Origin of the sequence: Acinetobacter sp. 809848, assembly GCF_000581275.1 — a bacterium.
GTDB classification, from domain to species: Bacteria; Pseudomonadota; Gammaproteobacteria; order Pseudomonadales; family Moraxellaceae; genus Acinetobacter; species Acinetobacter pittii.
In genome coordinates this window covers 79,812-95,656 of the sequence record NZ_JEXG01000008.1, presented here as the reverse complement: position 1 = coordinate 95,656, position 15,845 = coordinate 79,812, and the positions used below count along the sequence as shown (strand labels likewise).

At 39.3% G+C, this 15,845-nt stretch carries 13 protein-coding genes; 5 read left to right on the top strand and 8 right to left on the bottom strand.

Annotation, left to right across the window (positions count from 1 at the left end; translation table 11 throughout):
- Positions 1-14: 14 nt before the first annotated feature.
- From J536_RS10920 to J536_RS10910, 3 genes are all read right to left on the bottom strand, one after another.
- A complete protein-coding gene (locus tag J536_RS10920; RefSeq protein ID WP_017385688.1) occupies positions 15-761 on the bottom strand; it encodes a sporulation protein in 747 nt (248 codons plus the stop codon).
- Positions 762-815: 54 nt separating this feature from the next.
- Complete coding sequence (locus J536_RS10915) at positions 816-2,255, bottom strand: DUF2252 domain-containing protein (protein WP_032062906.1); 1,440 nt, start codon at positions 2,253-2,255, stop codon at positions 816-818.
- Between the two features lie 189 nt (positions 2,256-2,444).
- Positions 2,445-3,095 carry an HAD family hydrolase gene (locus tag J536_RS10910; RefSeq protein ID WP_032062905.1) on the bottom strand — a complete coding sequence of 217 codons (651 nt, stop codon included), beginning with the start codon at positions 3,093-3,095 and terminating at the stop codon, positions 2,445-2,447.
- Between the two features lie 182 nt (positions 3,096-3,277).
- On the opposite strand from J536_RS10910, the gene J536_RS10905 reads away from it, so the two are divergent.
- The 3 genes from J536_RS10905 (at position 3,278) to katG (ending at position 8,824) form a co-directional block, all read left to right on the top strand.
- Positions 3,278-3,763: an RNA pyrophosphohydrolase gene (locus J536_RS10905; protein ID WP_000567255.1), complete on the top strand. Its 486-nt coding sequence runs from the start codon at positions 3,278-3,280 to the stop codon at positions 3,761-3,763.
- An 85-nt stretch (positions 3,764-3,848) separates the two neighbouring features.
- A complete protein-coding gene (ptsP, locus tag J536_RS10900; RefSeq protein WP_005066019.1) occupies positions 3,849-6,143 on the top strand; it encodes a phosphoenolpyruvate--protein phosphotransferase in 2,295 nt (764 codons plus the stop codon).
- Between the two features lie 524 nt (positions 6,144-6,667).
- Positions 6,668-8,824, top strand: a complete 2,157-nt coding sequence (katG, locus tag J536_RS10895; protein ID WP_032056260.1) for a catalase/peroxidase HPI — start codon at positions 6,668-6,670, stop codon at positions 8,822-8,824.
- Positions 8,825-8,890: 66 nt separating this feature from the next.
- Here katG and J536_RS10890 read toward each other — a convergent pair whose 3' ends face one another.
- Positions 8,891-9,943 carry an MBL fold metallo-hydrolase gene (locus J536_RS10890; RefSeq protein WP_005066015.1) on the bottom strand — a complete coding sequence of 351 codons (1,053 nt, stop codon included), beginning with the start codon at positions 9,941-9,943 and terminating at the stop codon, positions 8,891-8,893.
- Between the two features lie 653 nt (positions 9,944-10,596).
- On the opposite strand from J536_RS10890, the gene hcaR reads away from it, so the two are divergent.
- Entirely contained in the window at positions 10,597-11,502 is a 906-nt protein-coding gene (gene hcaR, locus J536_RS10885) for a DNA-binding transcriptional regulator HcaR (protein ID WP_005066014.1), read from the top strand.
- Positions 11,503-11,768: 266 nt separating this feature from the next.
- On the top strand, positions 11,769-12,446 hold the full coding sequence (locus tag J536_RS10880) for a DUF1345 domain-containing protein (protein WP_002115060.1): 678 nt from the start codon (positions 11,769-11,771) through the stop codon (positions 12,444-12,446).
- Between the two features lie 58 nt (positions 12,447-12,504).
- Here J536_RS10880 and J536_RS10875 read toward each other — a convergent pair whose 3' ends face one another.
- From J536_RS10875 to J536_RS10860, 4 genes are all read right to left on the bottom strand, one after another.
- Complete coding sequence (locus tag J536_RS10875) at positions 12,505-13,110, bottom strand: glutathione S-transferase family protein (RefSeq protein WP_002114900.1); 606 nt, start codon at positions 13,108-13,110, stop codon at positions 12,505-12,507.
- A gap of 49 nt (positions 13,111-13,159) precedes the next feature.
- Entirely contained in the window at positions 13,160-13,855 is a 696-nt protein-coding gene (locus J536_RS10870) for a helix-turn-helix transcriptional regulator (RefSeq protein ID WP_032062904.1), read from the bottom strand.
- A gap of 74 nt (positions 13,856-13,929) precedes the next feature.
- Positions 13,930-14,604 carry an HAD-IA family hydrolase gene (locus tag J536_RS10865; RefSeq protein WP_002115122.1) on the bottom strand — a complete coding sequence of 225 codons (675 nt, stop codon included), beginning with the start codon at positions 14,602-14,604 and terminating at the stop codon, positions 13,930-13,932.
- Positions 14,601-15,533: an RluA family pseudouridine synthase gene (locus tag J536_RS10860; RefSeq protein WP_032062903.1), complete on the bottom strand. Its 933-nt coding sequence runs from the start codon at positions 15,531-15,533 to the stop codon at positions 14,601-14,603. Before J536_RS10860 ends, J536_RS10865 begins: the two co-directional genes overlap by 4 nt.
- Positions 15,534-15,845: the final 312 nt, after the last annotated feature.

Genomic DNA, 15,845 nt, shown 5'->3' with positions numbered 1-15,845 from the left:
TACTCGAATTTAATTTATCCAAGCTTTAAGAGGCTTCGAATTTGTTGCACCATTTGGTTTTCATCAAGCATATGATGTGGAATCGTCATCGTTAATAGCTGATCTGATCGAAAATGGCGGTCTACTTCAAGCATAACGTGAGTTTGGTTAGGTTCAGCAACGAAAGAAACTTCAACCTCATTAAATCCGCTAAACATATGTGAAGAGACAAATTCAAGCTCTTGGTAACAACCAATCGTTGATCTAAAATTTCGCGCAGTAAGCTGCCCTTTTTCTACATCTACTGTCGATAAAACAAAGCCACATCGCTGCATAGCCTGTAGAAATATTTGCATGGCTGGAGTTGGCAGAACCTTTAGATAATCACGATCAGTTGCATCTAATCCCCAATCAACATCCATATGGGTTTGAATCCAAACACGTGCACCATTTCTTCGACAAGCAACCTCAGTAATTGGTGTCTCAAATGGTAGTTGAATACTAAAAGGGAAAGAATGTGCTTGATGTGCCGGCAAGAGGAATCGAGAGTTCACTAACCACTCTTGTAAAACTAAAGGTTGGTTAAACTCATGATCACCAGATTCGACTTCTGCCATCGTTACCAATTGCAAATAAAGACCATTAATCTCTTTATCAGATGATCCACCTTTAAAGCTAATTTCTCCATGCAATGTGCTGCCTGCTTGCAAGCTTGGGTTCTGTAAAACAGTTTCTACCGTCACACCTTGAAGACCCAAACCAGACATAATTTTACTAAACATTTTTTCTCTAACCTTTCGAATTATTTCCTGTCATCTGTAGCAGCATACTTATTATTAAAGTGCATCATCTCCAGCCAGCTGAATCTTACCATCTGCAACTTCATTCATAAATTGGTCATAGTCATTTAGATTACGTTCTGCATATTCTTCTGCATACGTTTGTAATACTTCTACTATCGTATTACCTTCGCCAAGATATCCCATAAGTACATCTGCATTTCCAGATTTAGCGTGGGCATGAGCCAAGGCTAAACCGCAACTTTCAGCATACTCATAGAAATACTCATCATCCATGTCACTAAGATCAACCGAGATTTTCATATCACGTAACTGACGTACATGAAAATGTTGATTTGATATGGAAGAGAACCCAAGAAATATATCACTTGCGGCCTGCATGAGCTGCTGACCATGCACTACACGCTCACCTTCGTGATTTACCTTGTCTACAAATAACGGGTTGAGAATTGATGGATTCGCTTCTTTCATTTGTAAAATTAACGGTTCCCGATCTGCATCTTGAAATAATGCAATCGCGGATCGTGTACCAACACTTCCAACACCCACCACTTTCAAAGCTACATCTGTACGTTGATAACGATCAAAAAGTACTTGGCGATCATATTTTAAAGAATCACGGTATTGTTGAAAAAATACATCAACATCTTTACCAAATGGCTCATCTACATCTGGATGCCATAATAACGGCGCATCATCTACAAAATGACAAAATCCTGTATCTTGATCTTGCTGCGTAAGCTTCGGCAAAACAGAGTACGCCGTTCTTTTCTGTGCTGAATCAAGGTGCTTCTCGCGTTTCTTTCTTAGTTTTCGACACTCAGTATTTTCTAATAACGTACTGGCATCAACTTTTTCATACCAAACTTGGAGTGGTGAAAGTTCTGTAATTTCTAATAAGTGCTGACGATAACTATTCAGCATTATTTTAATTGCTTTTAACCCGACTTTCTCTGCAAGATGAATATCACGTGCCGCGATTACAAAACTGGTTGCTAAGCGCTTTACATCCCATTCAAATGGGGCAACTAAAGTTTCATCAAAATCATTAATTCCAAATAACAGGTTACGTTCGGGACTTGCAAAACCGCCAAAATTACTTAAATGACAATCCCCACAAATCTGTTGAAATAAGCCTGAGTTTACCGGCTCCCACGCTTGATCAAATAGCATCAAAGAAGGCATGCCACGATAAAATGTGAATGGAGAAACACTCATCCGTTTTGCACGAATCGGTTTGAGTTTTTCTAAACGACCTTGGTTACTCCAATCATAGATCGTTAAGGCAGTTGTACCTTTTGGTCGTTCAGAAAGTTTTGATAGCTGTTCACGTGGAACTTTTTTACGTTGAGCCTTACCTAATTTAAAGCCTTCGCTTTTATTAAGTAATTTCCCCTGATAGCTATGACGTGTTAAATCAATACTTTCATCATTCCAAAGTTGTTTTGGTAATTTAATTTGTGCTGTTTTTGACATTATTTCCTCATTTTTAAATTAAATTTTTTTATATTCTGAAATCTTTGCCAAGATAGAATTTATTTTATTAATCATAGCAATATCTGTTTTTAGCTAAGATTTATAAGAGATATTAAAAAATGACTTTAAATATAGTTAAGAGTTGGAAGACCTCAAAACTTTTCAAACTGTTCTTCCAACTCCATAATCTTAAATCGACCAGTCCTGAATTTCCCAGTTATGTTCTTGGGCCAGTTTTTCAAGACGATCATCAGGGTTTACTGCAATTGCATGCGTTGCATATTCAAGTAAAAAACGGTCATTAATTGAATCGGAATACGCCCAAGACTCAGACACGTTACGGCCTTCCAACCATGCATCTAGACGTGCAAGTTTGCCTTTTTGATAACACGCTAAACCAGCAACTTTACCCGTATATTTTCCGTCAGCCACTTCAGCATTGGTTGCTAAAATTTCAGTAATCCCAAATTCACGGAAAATCGGCGCAGTAATAAAATCACTTGTTGCAGTAATACCCACAATGGTATGGCCTAAATCTTGATGTTTTTTGATTGCGTCAAAACCTTTTGGACGCATTTGCGGACGAATGACTTTTTGCATGAACAATTGGTGGAGCTCAGTTAAGTAGTCGTTGTCATGCTGCGTTAAAAATCCGAAAACAAATTCATTATAAGCATATGGGTCAAGTTGGCCTGCTTTGTAATCTTCATAAAATTTATCATTCATCTGACGATGATGAACCGGATCAACCAAACCTTCATTGACTAAAAATTCACCCCAAGAATGGTCTGAATCGGTATTTAACAAGGTATGGTCTAAATCAAACAACGCCAGTTTCATGAAAATTCTCGTTTAAACTGAAATTTAAGAAAAAAAATGTAAATCTATCTCCGCTAGTCGATAGAAATTCGTTAAGATCGTAGCAATTTAAACATTTTACTTTGATCTTTTCGAGCTGGACATAAAAAAGTGTTTGTCCCCGTGATTAAAGTCAACGATATAGACAATATTTAGGTAGCCAAATGATCGACTCAGAAGGTTTCCGACCGAATGTCGGGATCATTTTGGCAAACGATGATGGACAGGTTTTATGGGCAAAGCGCATTGGTCACAATGCTTGGCAATTTCCACAAGGAGGCATCCAGTTTGGAGAAACCCCTGAACAGGCACTTTTTCGAGAACTGAGAGAAGAAATCGGCTTATTGCCCGAACATGTCCAGATTATTGCGCAAACCAAAGGATGGCTGCGTTATCGTTTGCCACATCGGTACATTCGGTCAGACTCTGACCCCGTATGTATCGGACAGAAACAAAAATGGTTTTTACTGAAGTTAACTGCGCCTGCAAAAAATATTCAGTTAAACCTCTCCGACCCGCCCGAATTCGATGAATGGCAGTGGGTTAGCTATTGGTATCCTCTTGGACAAGTGGTGAACTTCAAGCGTGATGTTTATCGTAAAGCCATGGTGGAGTTGTGTACACAGTTGCCGATGCAACAATTACCCTAAAAATCATTTATCTAGCAAATGATTTTTATTAAAAGTGCTGTTATAAATACATTCATAGTCTAAAAAAATACTGGAGTATACATCCATGTCAAACATGCAACTCGACACTCTACGGCGCATTGTCCAAGAGGTTAATGCGTCCGTCAGTTTGCATGAATCATTAGACATCATGGTTAATCAGGTTGCTGAGGCCATGAAAGTGGATGTTTGTTCTATTTATTTACTCGATGAACGCAATCAGCGTTATGTATTAATGGCCTCTAAAGGCTTAAATCCAGAATCTGTAGGTCATGTTTCTTTGCAACTCGGTGAAGGCTTGGTTGGTCTGGTCGGGCAGCGTGAAGAAATTGTTAACCTTGACAATGCGCCAAAACATGAGCGTTTCTTGTATCTACCAGAAACAGGCGAAGAAATTTATAACTCATTCCTTGGCGTACCAGTTATGTATCGTCGTAAGGTTATGGGTGTTTTGGTTGTCCAAAACAAACTTCCTCAAGATTTTAGTGAAGCTGCCGAGTCCTTTTTAGTTACGCTGTGTGCTCAGCTTTCTGGCGTTATTGCTCATGCTCATGCAGTAGGTAATATTGACGTATTTCGTAAGCCGAGTAATGGCCCTGCCTATAAAACCTTCCAGGGTGCTTCAGGTGCAGGTGGCGTTGCTTTAGGTCGTGCTATTATTTTATATCCGCCTGCCGATTTGGGTTCTGTGCCTGATCGTGAAGCAGAAGATATTAGTGATGAACTTCGAATTTTAGATCAAGCCATTTCATCAGTACGTTCAGAGATTCGTTCTCTGGATGAAAAAATGCATGATTCACTCATGGCCGAAGAGCGCGCTTTATTTAGTGTTTTCTTAAGAATGCTAGATGAAAATGCATTACCAGCAGAAATTAAAGAACTTATCCGTGATGGACATTGGGCACAAGGTGCAGTACGTCGTGTCATTGAAAAACACACTGCCCTTTTTGCACAAATGGAAGACGACTATCTTCGTGAGCGAGTTTCTGATCTTAAAGATTTAGGGCGACGTATTTTAGCTTCTTTGCAAGAAGAAGACTCTAGCCATCGTGACCTGAGTCCGGACAGTATTTTAATTGGTGAAGAAATTAGTACTGCTGCTCTCGTTGAGTTGCCAGTAGACAATATTGCAGCGATTGTGACATCCGAAGGTGCAGCCAACTCACATATGGTGATTGTTGCTCGTGCATTAGGTATTCCAACCGTAGTTGGTGTAACTGAACTGCCAGTGAACACACTTGATGATGCAGAAATGATTGTGGATGCCTATCAGGGCCGTGTTTTTGTAAACCCTCCACGTCGTTTACGTCAACGCTATAAAGAAATTCAGAAAGAAGATGAACAAATCGCAAAAGATCTCAAACAATACGAGACCAAAGAAGCGATTACTCCAGATGGTGTGTCTGTTCAGCTCTATGTGAACACGGGCCTCATGATTGACGTAGTACGCGGAGTACAACGTGGTGCTCAAGGCGTAGGTCTATACCGAAGTGAAATTCCATTCATGTTACGGGAACGTTTCCCAGGTGAAGAAGAACAACGCGCAATCTACCGTCAACAATTGAGCCATTTCGCCAACAAACCTGTGGTGATGCGAACTCTGGATATTGGTGCTGATAAAGACTTGCCGTATTTCAGTATTGAAGAAGAAAACTCGGCATTAGGCTGGCGCGGTATTCGTTTCACGCTTGATCATCCTGAGATTTTCTCGTCACAAATTCGCGCCATGCTCAAAGCCAGTATTGGTTTAAATAATTTGCATATTTTATTGCCAATGGTCACTACAGTCAGTGAAGTAGAAGAAGTACTTTATTTACTTGAGCGTGACTGGATTGCAGTGCAAGAAGAAGAGCAAGTTAAAATTACCAAACCAAAAATTGGAATTATGGTTGAGGTGCCGAGCGTACTGCTACAAATTGATGAGTTTGCCGAACTCGTCGATTTCTTCTCGGTCGGTTCAAATGACTTAACCCAGTATTTACTTGCAGTTGACCGTAATAATCCACATGTGGCAAACGTTTACTCACACTTTCACCCATCCATTCTACGTGCGCTAACCCGCTTAGTTAAAGAATGTCATGAATACAAAAAACCTATCAGTATTTGTGGTGAGATGGCAGGTGATCCATTATCAGCAATTCTGCTCATGGCGATGGGCTTCAATACCCTTTCGATGAGTTCGAGTAACATTTTGCGAGTAAGAAAAGCAATTTGTCATGTCCCTATGACAGATGCACAAAAATTGCTGGATGATGTCATGAAAATGAATAATCCACTCATCGTGAAAAGTTGGCTTGAGTACTATTTTAAAACTCACGGTTTAGCTGATATGGTGAAATCGAATCGAATCGTAAATGTTTAATATATAAACAATAAAGGAGAGCAATGCTCTCCTTTATTCATTTGAGATCGCTTCTACTACAACTCAATATAAAAAATTTCATCTCACTATTGCCGCCATCTTAATCTATTAAATAAACATATAATCGGTTTTTTAAATCAATATTGACAGTTTAATCCATTTGAAAAATAAGACTCCTACTCCTAGTATATTTACAGAGCGTTATTAAAAGATCTTACGTTGTTCCAACAATTGAAGAGGTAATTCTATGCATCGTTATTTACAAGTTTCATCTTATTTTTCCTCTTGTTTTTTAACCTTCATGCAGTAAATTGGAGGAATAACAAGTAAAGGAATCTGATGCATTATTAAATAAAAAATAATGGCCGACATCTCAGTGAAAAGACTTTTAAACGGTTTCTCTCACCATTTGTTCTCCCATTTCTTTATTTAGTAAACATGAGTTTTTAAACCAGAAGTCCAGGAAAATGAGCCCTAACATTTTACGAAGAGCTCAATAATTATTACCCAGAGAGAATATAACCATGTCAGACGAATCAAAATGCCCTTTTTCAGGCCATAAATCAAAATCAGAGGTAACGGTCGGTGGTGGCACGCCTAGTTTACACTGGTGGCCAAAACAACTACGCGTCGACCTACTCAACCAACATTCAGAACGCTCTAATCCACTCGGTAAAGAATTTAATTACCGTCAAGAATTTAAAAAACTCGACTACTACACCCTCAAAGCTGATATCAAAAATGTATTAACCGATTCTCAAGATTGGTGGCCAGCCGATTGGGGAAATTATACAGGCTTATTTATTCGATTAGCATGGCATGCTGCCGGTACATATCGCATGGGCGATGGTCGTGGTGGTGCTGGTCGTGGTCAACAACGTTTTGCGCCATTAAATAGTTGGCCTGACAATGCAAGCTTAGATAAAGCACGCCGCTTATTATGGCCAGTTAAACAAAAATACGGTCAAAAAATATCGTGGGCAGATTTATTTATTCTTGCTGGAAACATCGCACTTGAATCTTCAGGTTTCCGCACCTTCGGTTTTGGTGCAGGTCGTGAAGATGTTTGGGAACCAGACAACGATGTAAACTGGGGCGATGAAAAAGAATGGTTAGCTCATCGCAACTCTGAAGCATTGGAAGGCAGCAATCTAGCTGCAACCGAAATGGGTCTAATTTATGTAAACCCTGAAGGCCCACAAGCCAGCGGTGACCCTAAATCAGCTGCACCATTTATTCGCGCGACTTTCGGTAATATGGCAATGGATGATGAAGAAATTGTTGCCTTAATCGCAGGCGGTCATACTTTAGGTAAAACTCACGGCGCTGCCTCTGCTGACCATGTTCAGGCTGATCCTGAGGGAGCATCAATTGAACAAATGGGCTTTGGCTGGTCAAACAGTTTTGGCACTGGTGTGGGTAAAGATGCAATCACCTCAGGTTTAGAAGTGATTTGGTCACAAACACCAACACAATGGAGCAATTACTTCTTTGAAAACCTATTCAAATACGAGTGGGTACAAGAGCGCTCACCTGCTGGTGCAATTCAATGGGTAGCAGCAGATGCTGAGGCAATCATTCCAGATCCATTCGACCCATCAGTTAAACGTAAGCCAACAATGCTTACTACAGATTTGACCTTACGTTTTGATCCTGAGTTTGAAAAGATCTCTCGTCGTTTCCTTAACGATCCACAAGCATTTGCCAATGCTTTTGCTCGCGCTTGGTTCAAATTAACTCACCGTGATATGGGGCCAAAAGCACGTTATTTAGGTCCTGAAGTTCCGGCTGAAGACTTAATCTGGCAAGACCCATTACCTGCTGCCAGCGCTATACCATCTGCTGCTAGCATAGATGATGCAAAAGCAAAAATTGTTGCATTAGGATTATCTGCTGGTGAGCTAGTTTCCCTTGGTTGGGCTTCGGCATCCACGTTCCGTGGTGGAGACAAGCGTGGCGGTGCAAATGGTGCACGTATTGCTTTATCGCCACAACGTGAATGGGACGTAAATAAAAAAGCAGTTGAGACTTTAACTAAAATTGAAGAACTCAAAGCTTCTACTCAATTATCATTAGCTGATTTAATCGTGCTTGCAGGTAATGTTGGTGTAGAACAAGCTGCTCAAGCGGCAGGTTTCAACATTAGCGTTCCATTTGCCCCTGGTCGTGTTGATGCAATACAAAGTCAAACTGATGTCGAATCTTTCCAATTATTGCTCGGCCTTGCCGATGGTTTTAGAAACTGGAAAAAAGAGGGTGTCAGTGCAACAACTGAGGCATTATTAATTGATAAAGCACAACAACTGACTTTGACTGCACCAGAGTTAACTGCATTGATTGGTGGCTTACGTGTACTGGGCACCAACTGGGATGGCTCACAACATGGTGTATTCACTCAGCAAGTTGGTGTACTCAGCACAGACTTCTTTACGAATTTACTCGACATGTCTACTGCATGGGCACCTGTTGACTCAACAAGCGAAGTCTTTGAAGGCAAAGATCGTAAAACAGGCGCAGTAAAATTTACCGCAACACGTAATGATTTAGTTTTCGGTTCAAACTCAATCTTACGTGCATTAGCCGAAGTTTATGCTCAGGCAGATGGTAAAGAAAAATTTGTTCAAGACTTTGTTGCTGCATGGACTAAAGTCATGAATCTTGACCGTTTTGACTTAGCTTAATTTAAGTCAAAATAGTAAAAAGCCAGTTCACTTTGAGCTGGCTTTTTTAATATCAAGCATCGTTTTTTAAACAGTCAGTTTGTGTCCTTCCCGAATGCAGTAAAAGGGATTAGCAAGCTTTGATGAAGCTTTAATTGCCTGCGCTAGAGCATGCTCTGGGTCTTCTCGGTCTTCATCAGTCAACTGGAAAGTTCGATAGTGAATCGCAATAGAACGATGAGCCTGTAAATCAAAGTGCGCATGTAGCGCATCTTGCGGGTTCATATGAACATAGCTCATCAATTCACGTGGCTCATACGCACCTATTGGAAGTAAGGCAACTCGTGGTGCGCCATAACGAGCATGTATTTGCTTAAAATGACCCGCATAACCGGTATCACCCGCAAAGAAACAATGACCTGTTTTAGCCACGACCGAAAAGCCGCCCCAAAGTGCCTTATTCTGGTCGCGCAAACCACGACCTGAACCATGCTGTGCAGGTGTATAGATTATTCTTAATTCGTGATAAGGAATTTCTTGCCACCAATCCATCTCAATGACATGGAACTCTTTAGGTAGATAAAAACCATTCCCGAGTCCAGTGTAAATTGGCATTGCGAATTTTTTATGTAGCCATTCAAGTGTTGCCAAGTCCATATGGTCATAATGATTATGACTGAGCAAAACTCCATGAATCGTCGGTAATTGTTCTAGTGCAAAACCTGCTGGGCATACACGGCGTGGGCCACGCCCTTGTGAAGGACTTGCATAATCACACCACACTGGGTCGGTAATAAAGTTATAAGGACCAATCTGAACCAATACCGTTGCATGCCCAACGAACCAGACTTGCCAATCATCCAGATCTGCCTGAGGTCGATTTTGCGGCAAAGCTACAGCCGTATTTACACGAGTTTCATATTCATTTTGAATATCCACTTTCCATGTAAAAGACTCACGCGTAACTAACCAACGCAATAACTCTTTTGAGCCACGAGCAGGTGACTTAGGCTGTTGATTATAAAAACGTGTATCCGTTTCATGCCCAGACTCGGGATGACAAAAAGGAGGTTTTATCCATGTATGCGTCCAACAGGACTGAGTCGGCAATTGATATGTTAATGTCGGCTTGTCTTTCATGGGCTTTTCTATGTTTTAGCATCAGCAGAATGGATGTGATCAGGTTTCTATCTTAACGATTAAAACAAATTAAGCTATGGCACTTACACTTATTTATCATATAAATATCCATTTTATCGTGGTCATAGCCAACCTAAGTTAAATTAGAGTGCCATAAAAAGCACTTAGATGTGTTGAGTTTATGCGTCAGTAATTACCATTCTTACTAAGACTTCTTGTATAACATAACAATTAGAAGATGCCGAAAGCCGCTATAGAACCTGTCTATTTCATCTTTGTCGCCCGTAATTTTTAACTTAAGATTCTTGTGTGCAATGAAAACAATATATTTAGTAACAATTAGATTTGAGTAGATGTTAGCGACCTATAGGTTATAAATTTATTTTATTATTCTAGTTTTTGCATAATATGAGAATTTCTTAAATGAATATTTAAATCCTTTAGAAAATTCTTTGATTAATTATAAATAATGTATTTATTATTTAATTATTAATATATTTTATGAATTATTTGAGCTTATATTCCCATATTAAATCTTTAATGAAAATTAAAATTCCATTTATTTTATAAATACCTAAATCACCTTCACGCTATATCTATTTATGCTTTATACTTCACTTAAATCATAGTAAGACATTTTTTGGATTAGTCTTATGGAACTACGCCATCTCCGATATTTCATTACCGTTGCTGAAGAATTAAATTTTAGTAAAGCCGCTCTTAAACTTTTTACCGCACAGCCCTCTCTTAGCCAACAAATTAAAGATTTAGAAGAAGACGTTGGTGTACGACTTTTAAACCGCACAAAACGCAAAGTTGAGTTAACAGAAGAAGGCGAAGTATTTTTAGAACATGCTCGACTCACCCTCGCTCAGGCTGAAAAAGCGGTCGCTATGGCACGACAAGTTTCTAAGGCTAAACAGCAATTGTTACGTATCGGTTTCGTTCCCATCGCAGAAATGAAAATTTTCCCTTATGTACTTCCTAATCTTCGACTACAACACCCCGACCTTACTATTGAACTATCTAATTTAAACAATACTGAACAGCTTAAAGCCTTAAAAAAAGGAGAGCTGGACATTACGTTTACCCGTGAAAATACAGATAGTGATGAAATACAAAGCCAATTTGTTTTAACTGAACCCCTGATTTTCTTACTTCCTAAAAATCATCCACTTGCTCAATATGATCGAATCCCAGTCCATGCTTTACAAGGTATTGACTTTATCATTCCGGCAGCCGAACAATCACAAACCTTACATAACACCATTTTAGATTTCGCTAAAACTCATAACATCGAACTGAATATTGTTCAAAAAGCAGACAGCATATTGTTCAACATTAACTCTCTTGGTTCTGGATTAGGCTGTACAATTTTACCTGCCTATGTTGCGCCTTTAGGCATCAAAAACACGATAGTTCGTCCACTTGATGTCGACTTACCAACACTTGATTTATTCGTAAACTATCGTAAAAACTCACAGTCTTTAGGCGTTCAAAAATTCATTGACCAGCTCACTAAAGTATTTCATTTAGATAAAAACTTAAACCACGCTTAATTATTACGAATAATTTTATTATTAAGCGCATGATTAATAAGATCATCTTTATAAAAAAGTATAAATAAATATTCCTTTTATTTATTTTATACTTTTTATAAACAGTTTAATCCACGGTAATGTCCTATTTTACCTAATAGGTAAAATTAAATATCTCATGAATATAAATGAAAAGAATTGAAATAAAATCCATATAAAACCATATATTATTTTCACCATTTAATAAAAAATAATATATTTCCCGTGTAATAAAGGAGACTAGGAAAATGGTTGGCGTATTTCAACATCTAGGACGTAGTGTACAAAACCGCCCACATTTCTTTATTGCTTTATTCATAGGTATTGTCACAGCCGGTATTTTGACATGGTTAACATCATGGAAGTGGTCAACTATTTTATTAGTCAGCTGGAATGCTTCCGTTAGCATATATTTACTACATGTTTGGCAACTCATGAAAAGTGCCGACCATTCACAAATGCAACAGCAAGCTAAAAAACAAGATGAAAGCAAATGGGTCATTATGCTGATTGTTTTATTAGCATTAATCATGTGTTTGGTTGCTATTCTAATTCAACTGTCACAACTCCCTTCCGACAGTTCTGCAAAGTTAGGTCATGTGGCTTTAGCTTTACTCACCATTGTGTCTGCATGGCTTTTTATGCATACCGTTTTTGCTCTACATTATGCCCATGATTTTTATATGGCTTTATCTAGAAATGAGGAAAATGGAGGGTTAGATTTCCCTGGTACAAAACAGCCAACTTATCCTGATTTTCTATATTTTAGTTATATTATTGGTACTTCTGCTCAAACTGCGGATGTGTCAATTACCACCAAGCACATGCGTCTTTTAAACTTATTTCACGCTGTGTTGTCTTTTGGATTTAATACCACCATTTTAGCGATTTGTATTAACGTTGCTGCTGGCTTTCTTACCAATTAAAACCTTTATTTGAAAACAAAAAAGCCACCCCTTTGGGTGACTTTTAAGAATATTAGGTTTACAGCAGTTGCCCCATAGTACTTTGTTTTAAGCCTTCACGCTGTTTGATTGTTTCAACATAACGGGTAATAGCAGGATGTGATTCAATCGCATTCATTTTTAACTGCCATAAAAGCATTGCTCCCACACTTATATCTGCTGCGGTAAATTGCTCACCACATACATACGGATTCGCTTCACTCAATCCTTGAACTAAAGCTTGATAAGCATCGTTGTAATCGCCATAGCCAACAAACATTTTTTGCTCAGGTGATATTTCTATTCCTAAAGCTTTATCAACACCCGCAGCTTCCCAAGGGCCCGCCATCACAAATAACCAACGATAGTACAAACCACGTTTCGGATCATCTAAAGCAGGAGCCAAACCTTTATCACTAAACTTATCAGCCAAATAAGCACAGATTGCACCCAACTCATAAATCACGACATCGCCATCTACCAATACCGGTACTTTTCCAAAAGGATTAAGTTTTAGATATTCAGGCGATTTCATCTCGGTCTTATATGCGACTTCAATTCGTTCACATTCAACACCTAACTCGACCAAAAGCCAGTCAATAACTACACCACGTGACTCTTTGTTAGTATAAAGTTTAAGGCTCATTCTTATTGCTCCTTGTTTATCGTAGTTCCTAGTTTACAAATAACTTTTGTCAGTTTTTGTCAGTAGTCCTTTGCATTTCTTGTTTCCACCATCTTTGAAACAGATGTTTTTTAAATTCAGGATATATTTCCTCACTCATTTGCAAGTCATGGATACGATCTATCCGAAAATGGCGAAATGCCTGCCGTAATTCACACCAAGCAGCAAGTACAACTTTGTCATGTAAATACCCTAAAGCAAAAGGCCAAAGTGAACGTTCACTTAACCGTTTTTGCTCATCGCAATAATCGACTTTTATTTTTACTTGTTTACGAATCGCTAAACGTACTTGTTCTACTAAAGCTTCATCAACCGGATGCCAGTAATGTGTAACGCCTAGCGTCATGTCATCGATCAAATATTTCCGGTGCTCAGGTAGAACTGCATAAAGTTTAGAATAGATTGAAACGGCTGCCGATTTCATTGCCTGATCTGGAACGTCTTTCAACCACTCTAAAGCTAAAAATAGAGCTTCGGCTTCATTCTCATTAAAAGTAACTGGTGGTAATAAGATGTCTTCTTTAAGCTGAAAACCCAAGCCTGCTGAGGCATCAATTCTTACACCTTGCTCACGTAAGCTATCAATATCTCGATAGACACTTCGAACACTAATTCCCATGCGTTCAGCCAAGACTTGTGCTGTGATTGGGTAACGGGCTTCACGGAGCTGTTGTAAAAGATTTAATAGACGAATTGAACGGCTCATTTTTCTCTTCTTATTGTTTTGTTATTCAGCTTAAAAAAAGAGGGAACGTATTCCCTCTTTAATACTATTTCAATTTAAGCGACATCTACAGTAGGTAACTGAGTATACCCTCTCAAAAAGCTGTGAAGCTCTTGTACATCTTTAGCAATCGTTAAAGGTTGAAACTTTTGCAGAACTTCAACCGAATGTACGCCATAGCCTACTCCGATACGCGGCATCCCTAAACGCTGTGCCATCTCAAGATCATAGCTGCTGTCACCAATCATGACTGCTTGCTCAACACTCACTCCAGTGACTGTTAAAATTTCTTGCAGCATGAGCGGATCTGGTTTTGAACGTGTTTCGTTGGCTGCCCGAGTCACATCAAAAAGATGAGTACTTTGTGTTTTTGCGATTACACGGTCTAACCCACGGCGGTTCTTACCTGTCGCTACAGCAAGTTTTAAACCTTGGGCTTTTAAATCATGGAGTAGTTCAGAAATACCCTCAAACCATGCATCACTAGTCGAGTTCGCGATATAGTGATCACCATATACCTTTAAGATCGAGTCATGCAATTCTGGCGCTTCTGGAAATAAGGTCTGCATCACCTCAGGCAAGCCTAAACCGATAATACTTTTTGCGGCTTCATCGCTTAGAGGCAGTTCATGTTGCTCTGCTGCATGTTGTAAGCTGGCAACAATCTGGCCAACAGAGTTATATAAAGTTCCATCCCAGTCAAAAATAACTAATTCGGTTTTCAGACTCATTTTGCTACTCTCAAAGCCTTTAATAACTGGGTCATGTCTTCTGGTAACGGCGCTTCAATCGGTGGATAACCCGGAATATCTAAACGCATCGCGTGTAAACATAAACGTCGTGCCTGCGGACCTGAGTACTCAGTGGAGTGTCCATATTTATCATCACCCAACAACGGATGTCCAATACTTAAGCCATGGACACGAATTTGATGGGTACGACCTGATAACGGCGATGCATGAACCAAAGTGGCATTTTTAAAACGCTCTGCAACAACCCATTCGGTTTTACTTGGCTTACCTTCTTTGGACACACGTACACGACGCTCGCCATTGGCTAACTCGTAACGAAATAGAGGAGCATCAATGAGTTGTTTATCGAGACTCACCTGACCTTTTACAATTGCCGCATAAGTCTTACGAATTTTGTGCTCACGCAACATATCTTGTAGCAGCTTTAAAGTACTACGTTTCTTGCTAATCATGACCAGCCCAGAGGTGTCACGGTCGATGCGGTGAATTAGTTCTAAATATTTTTTACCTGTCGCTGCGCGTAAAGCCTCAATCAAACCATATGCCACACCACTACCACCATGTACAGCAATACCTGACGGTTTATTGATGACTAACAGACCTTCATCTTCATAAACCACACGGCTGAGTAGACTCTGTGCTACACTATCACTCACAGGAGCAGCGGTTTCATCCTTTTGTTCATAGCGAATAGGTGCAACACGAATCTGATCTCCAATCTCTAATTTGGTCTCAGCTTTAATACGTTTTTTGTTTACTCGAACCTGACCTTCACGAATCAAACGATAAATACGACTCTTAGGTACACCCTTTAAACGCGAAAACAGGAAATTATCAATTCGCTGTCCTGCTTGATGTTCATCCACCTCAAACCAAGTGACACTTTGCCATTGCTGTGTAGAATTCATACTAATATTTAAACCTGAAATTTTGCTAAATTTGATTAATAAATGACCGATTAGCTTAGTTTTTTCACAAGAAATCTAAGCTTAGCCCATAGGCAGATGCTGCAAGGTTTGATATAGTCAGCGCACGGATACCGCCGTAAGTGAACATCTAATAGGGAATTTCCCTGATTGAAACCTCAATCAAAATGATGCTTTCATCACCAGCTCGGATTGGTCCTAAAGAATTATGCCGACGCCGAAGGCTTATTATATCGGCAAAATGACAAACTGTTGCGTTTAATTCAGTTTGTTCAAAAAAATATGTTACCAACT

Coding starts and splice junctions, on each gene's coding strand:
- J536_RS10875 (WP_002114900.1), bottom strand. CDS start 13,110: ATGAGCCTTAAACTTTATACTAACAAAGAGTCACGTGGTGTAGTTATT.
- J536_RS10915 (WP_032062906.1), bottom strand. CDS start 2,255: ATGTCAAAAACAGCACAAATTAAATTACCAAAACAACTTTGGAATGAT.
- ptsP (WP_005066019.1), top strand. CDS start 3,849: ATGTCAAACATGCAACTCGACACTCTACGGCGCATTGTCCAAGAGGTT.
- J536_RS10865 (WP_002115122.1), bottom strand. CDS start 14,604: ATGAGTCTGAAAACCGAATTAGTTATTTTTGACTGGGATGGAACTTTA.
- J536_RS10860 (WP_032062903.1), bottom strand. CDS start 15,533: ATGAATTCTACACAGCAATGGCAAAGTGTCACTTGGTTTGAGGTGGAT.
- hcaR (WP_005066014.1), top strand. CDS start 10,597: ATGGAACTACGCCATCTCCGATATTTCATTACCGTTGCTGAAGAATTA.
- J536_RS10880 (WP_002115060.1), top strand. CDS start 11,769: ATGGTTGGCGTATTTCAACATCTAGGACGTAGTGTACAAAACCGCCCA.
- J536_RS10890 (WP_005066015.1), bottom strand. CDS start 9,943: ATGAAAGACAAGCCGACATTAACATATCAATTGCCGACTCAGTCCTGT.
- J536_RS10905 (WP_000567255.1), top strand. CDS start 3,278: ATGATCGACTCAGAAGGTTTCCGACCGAATGTCGGGATCATTTTGGCA.
- J536_RS10920 (WP_017385688.1), bottom strand. CDS start 761: ATGTTTAGTAAAATTATGTCTGGTTTGGGTCTTCAAGGTGTGACGGTA.
- J536_RS10910 (WP_032062905.1), bottom strand. CDS start 3,095: ATGAAACTGGCGTTGTTTGATTTAGACCATACCTTGTTAAATACCGAT.
- katG (WP_032056260.1), top strand. CDS start 6,668: ATGTCAGACGAATCAAAATGCCCTTTTTCAGGCCATAAATCAAAATCA.
- J536_RS10870 (WP_032062904.1), bottom strand. CDS start 13,855: ATGAGCCGTTCAATTCGTCTATTAAATCTTTTACAACAGCTCCGTGAA.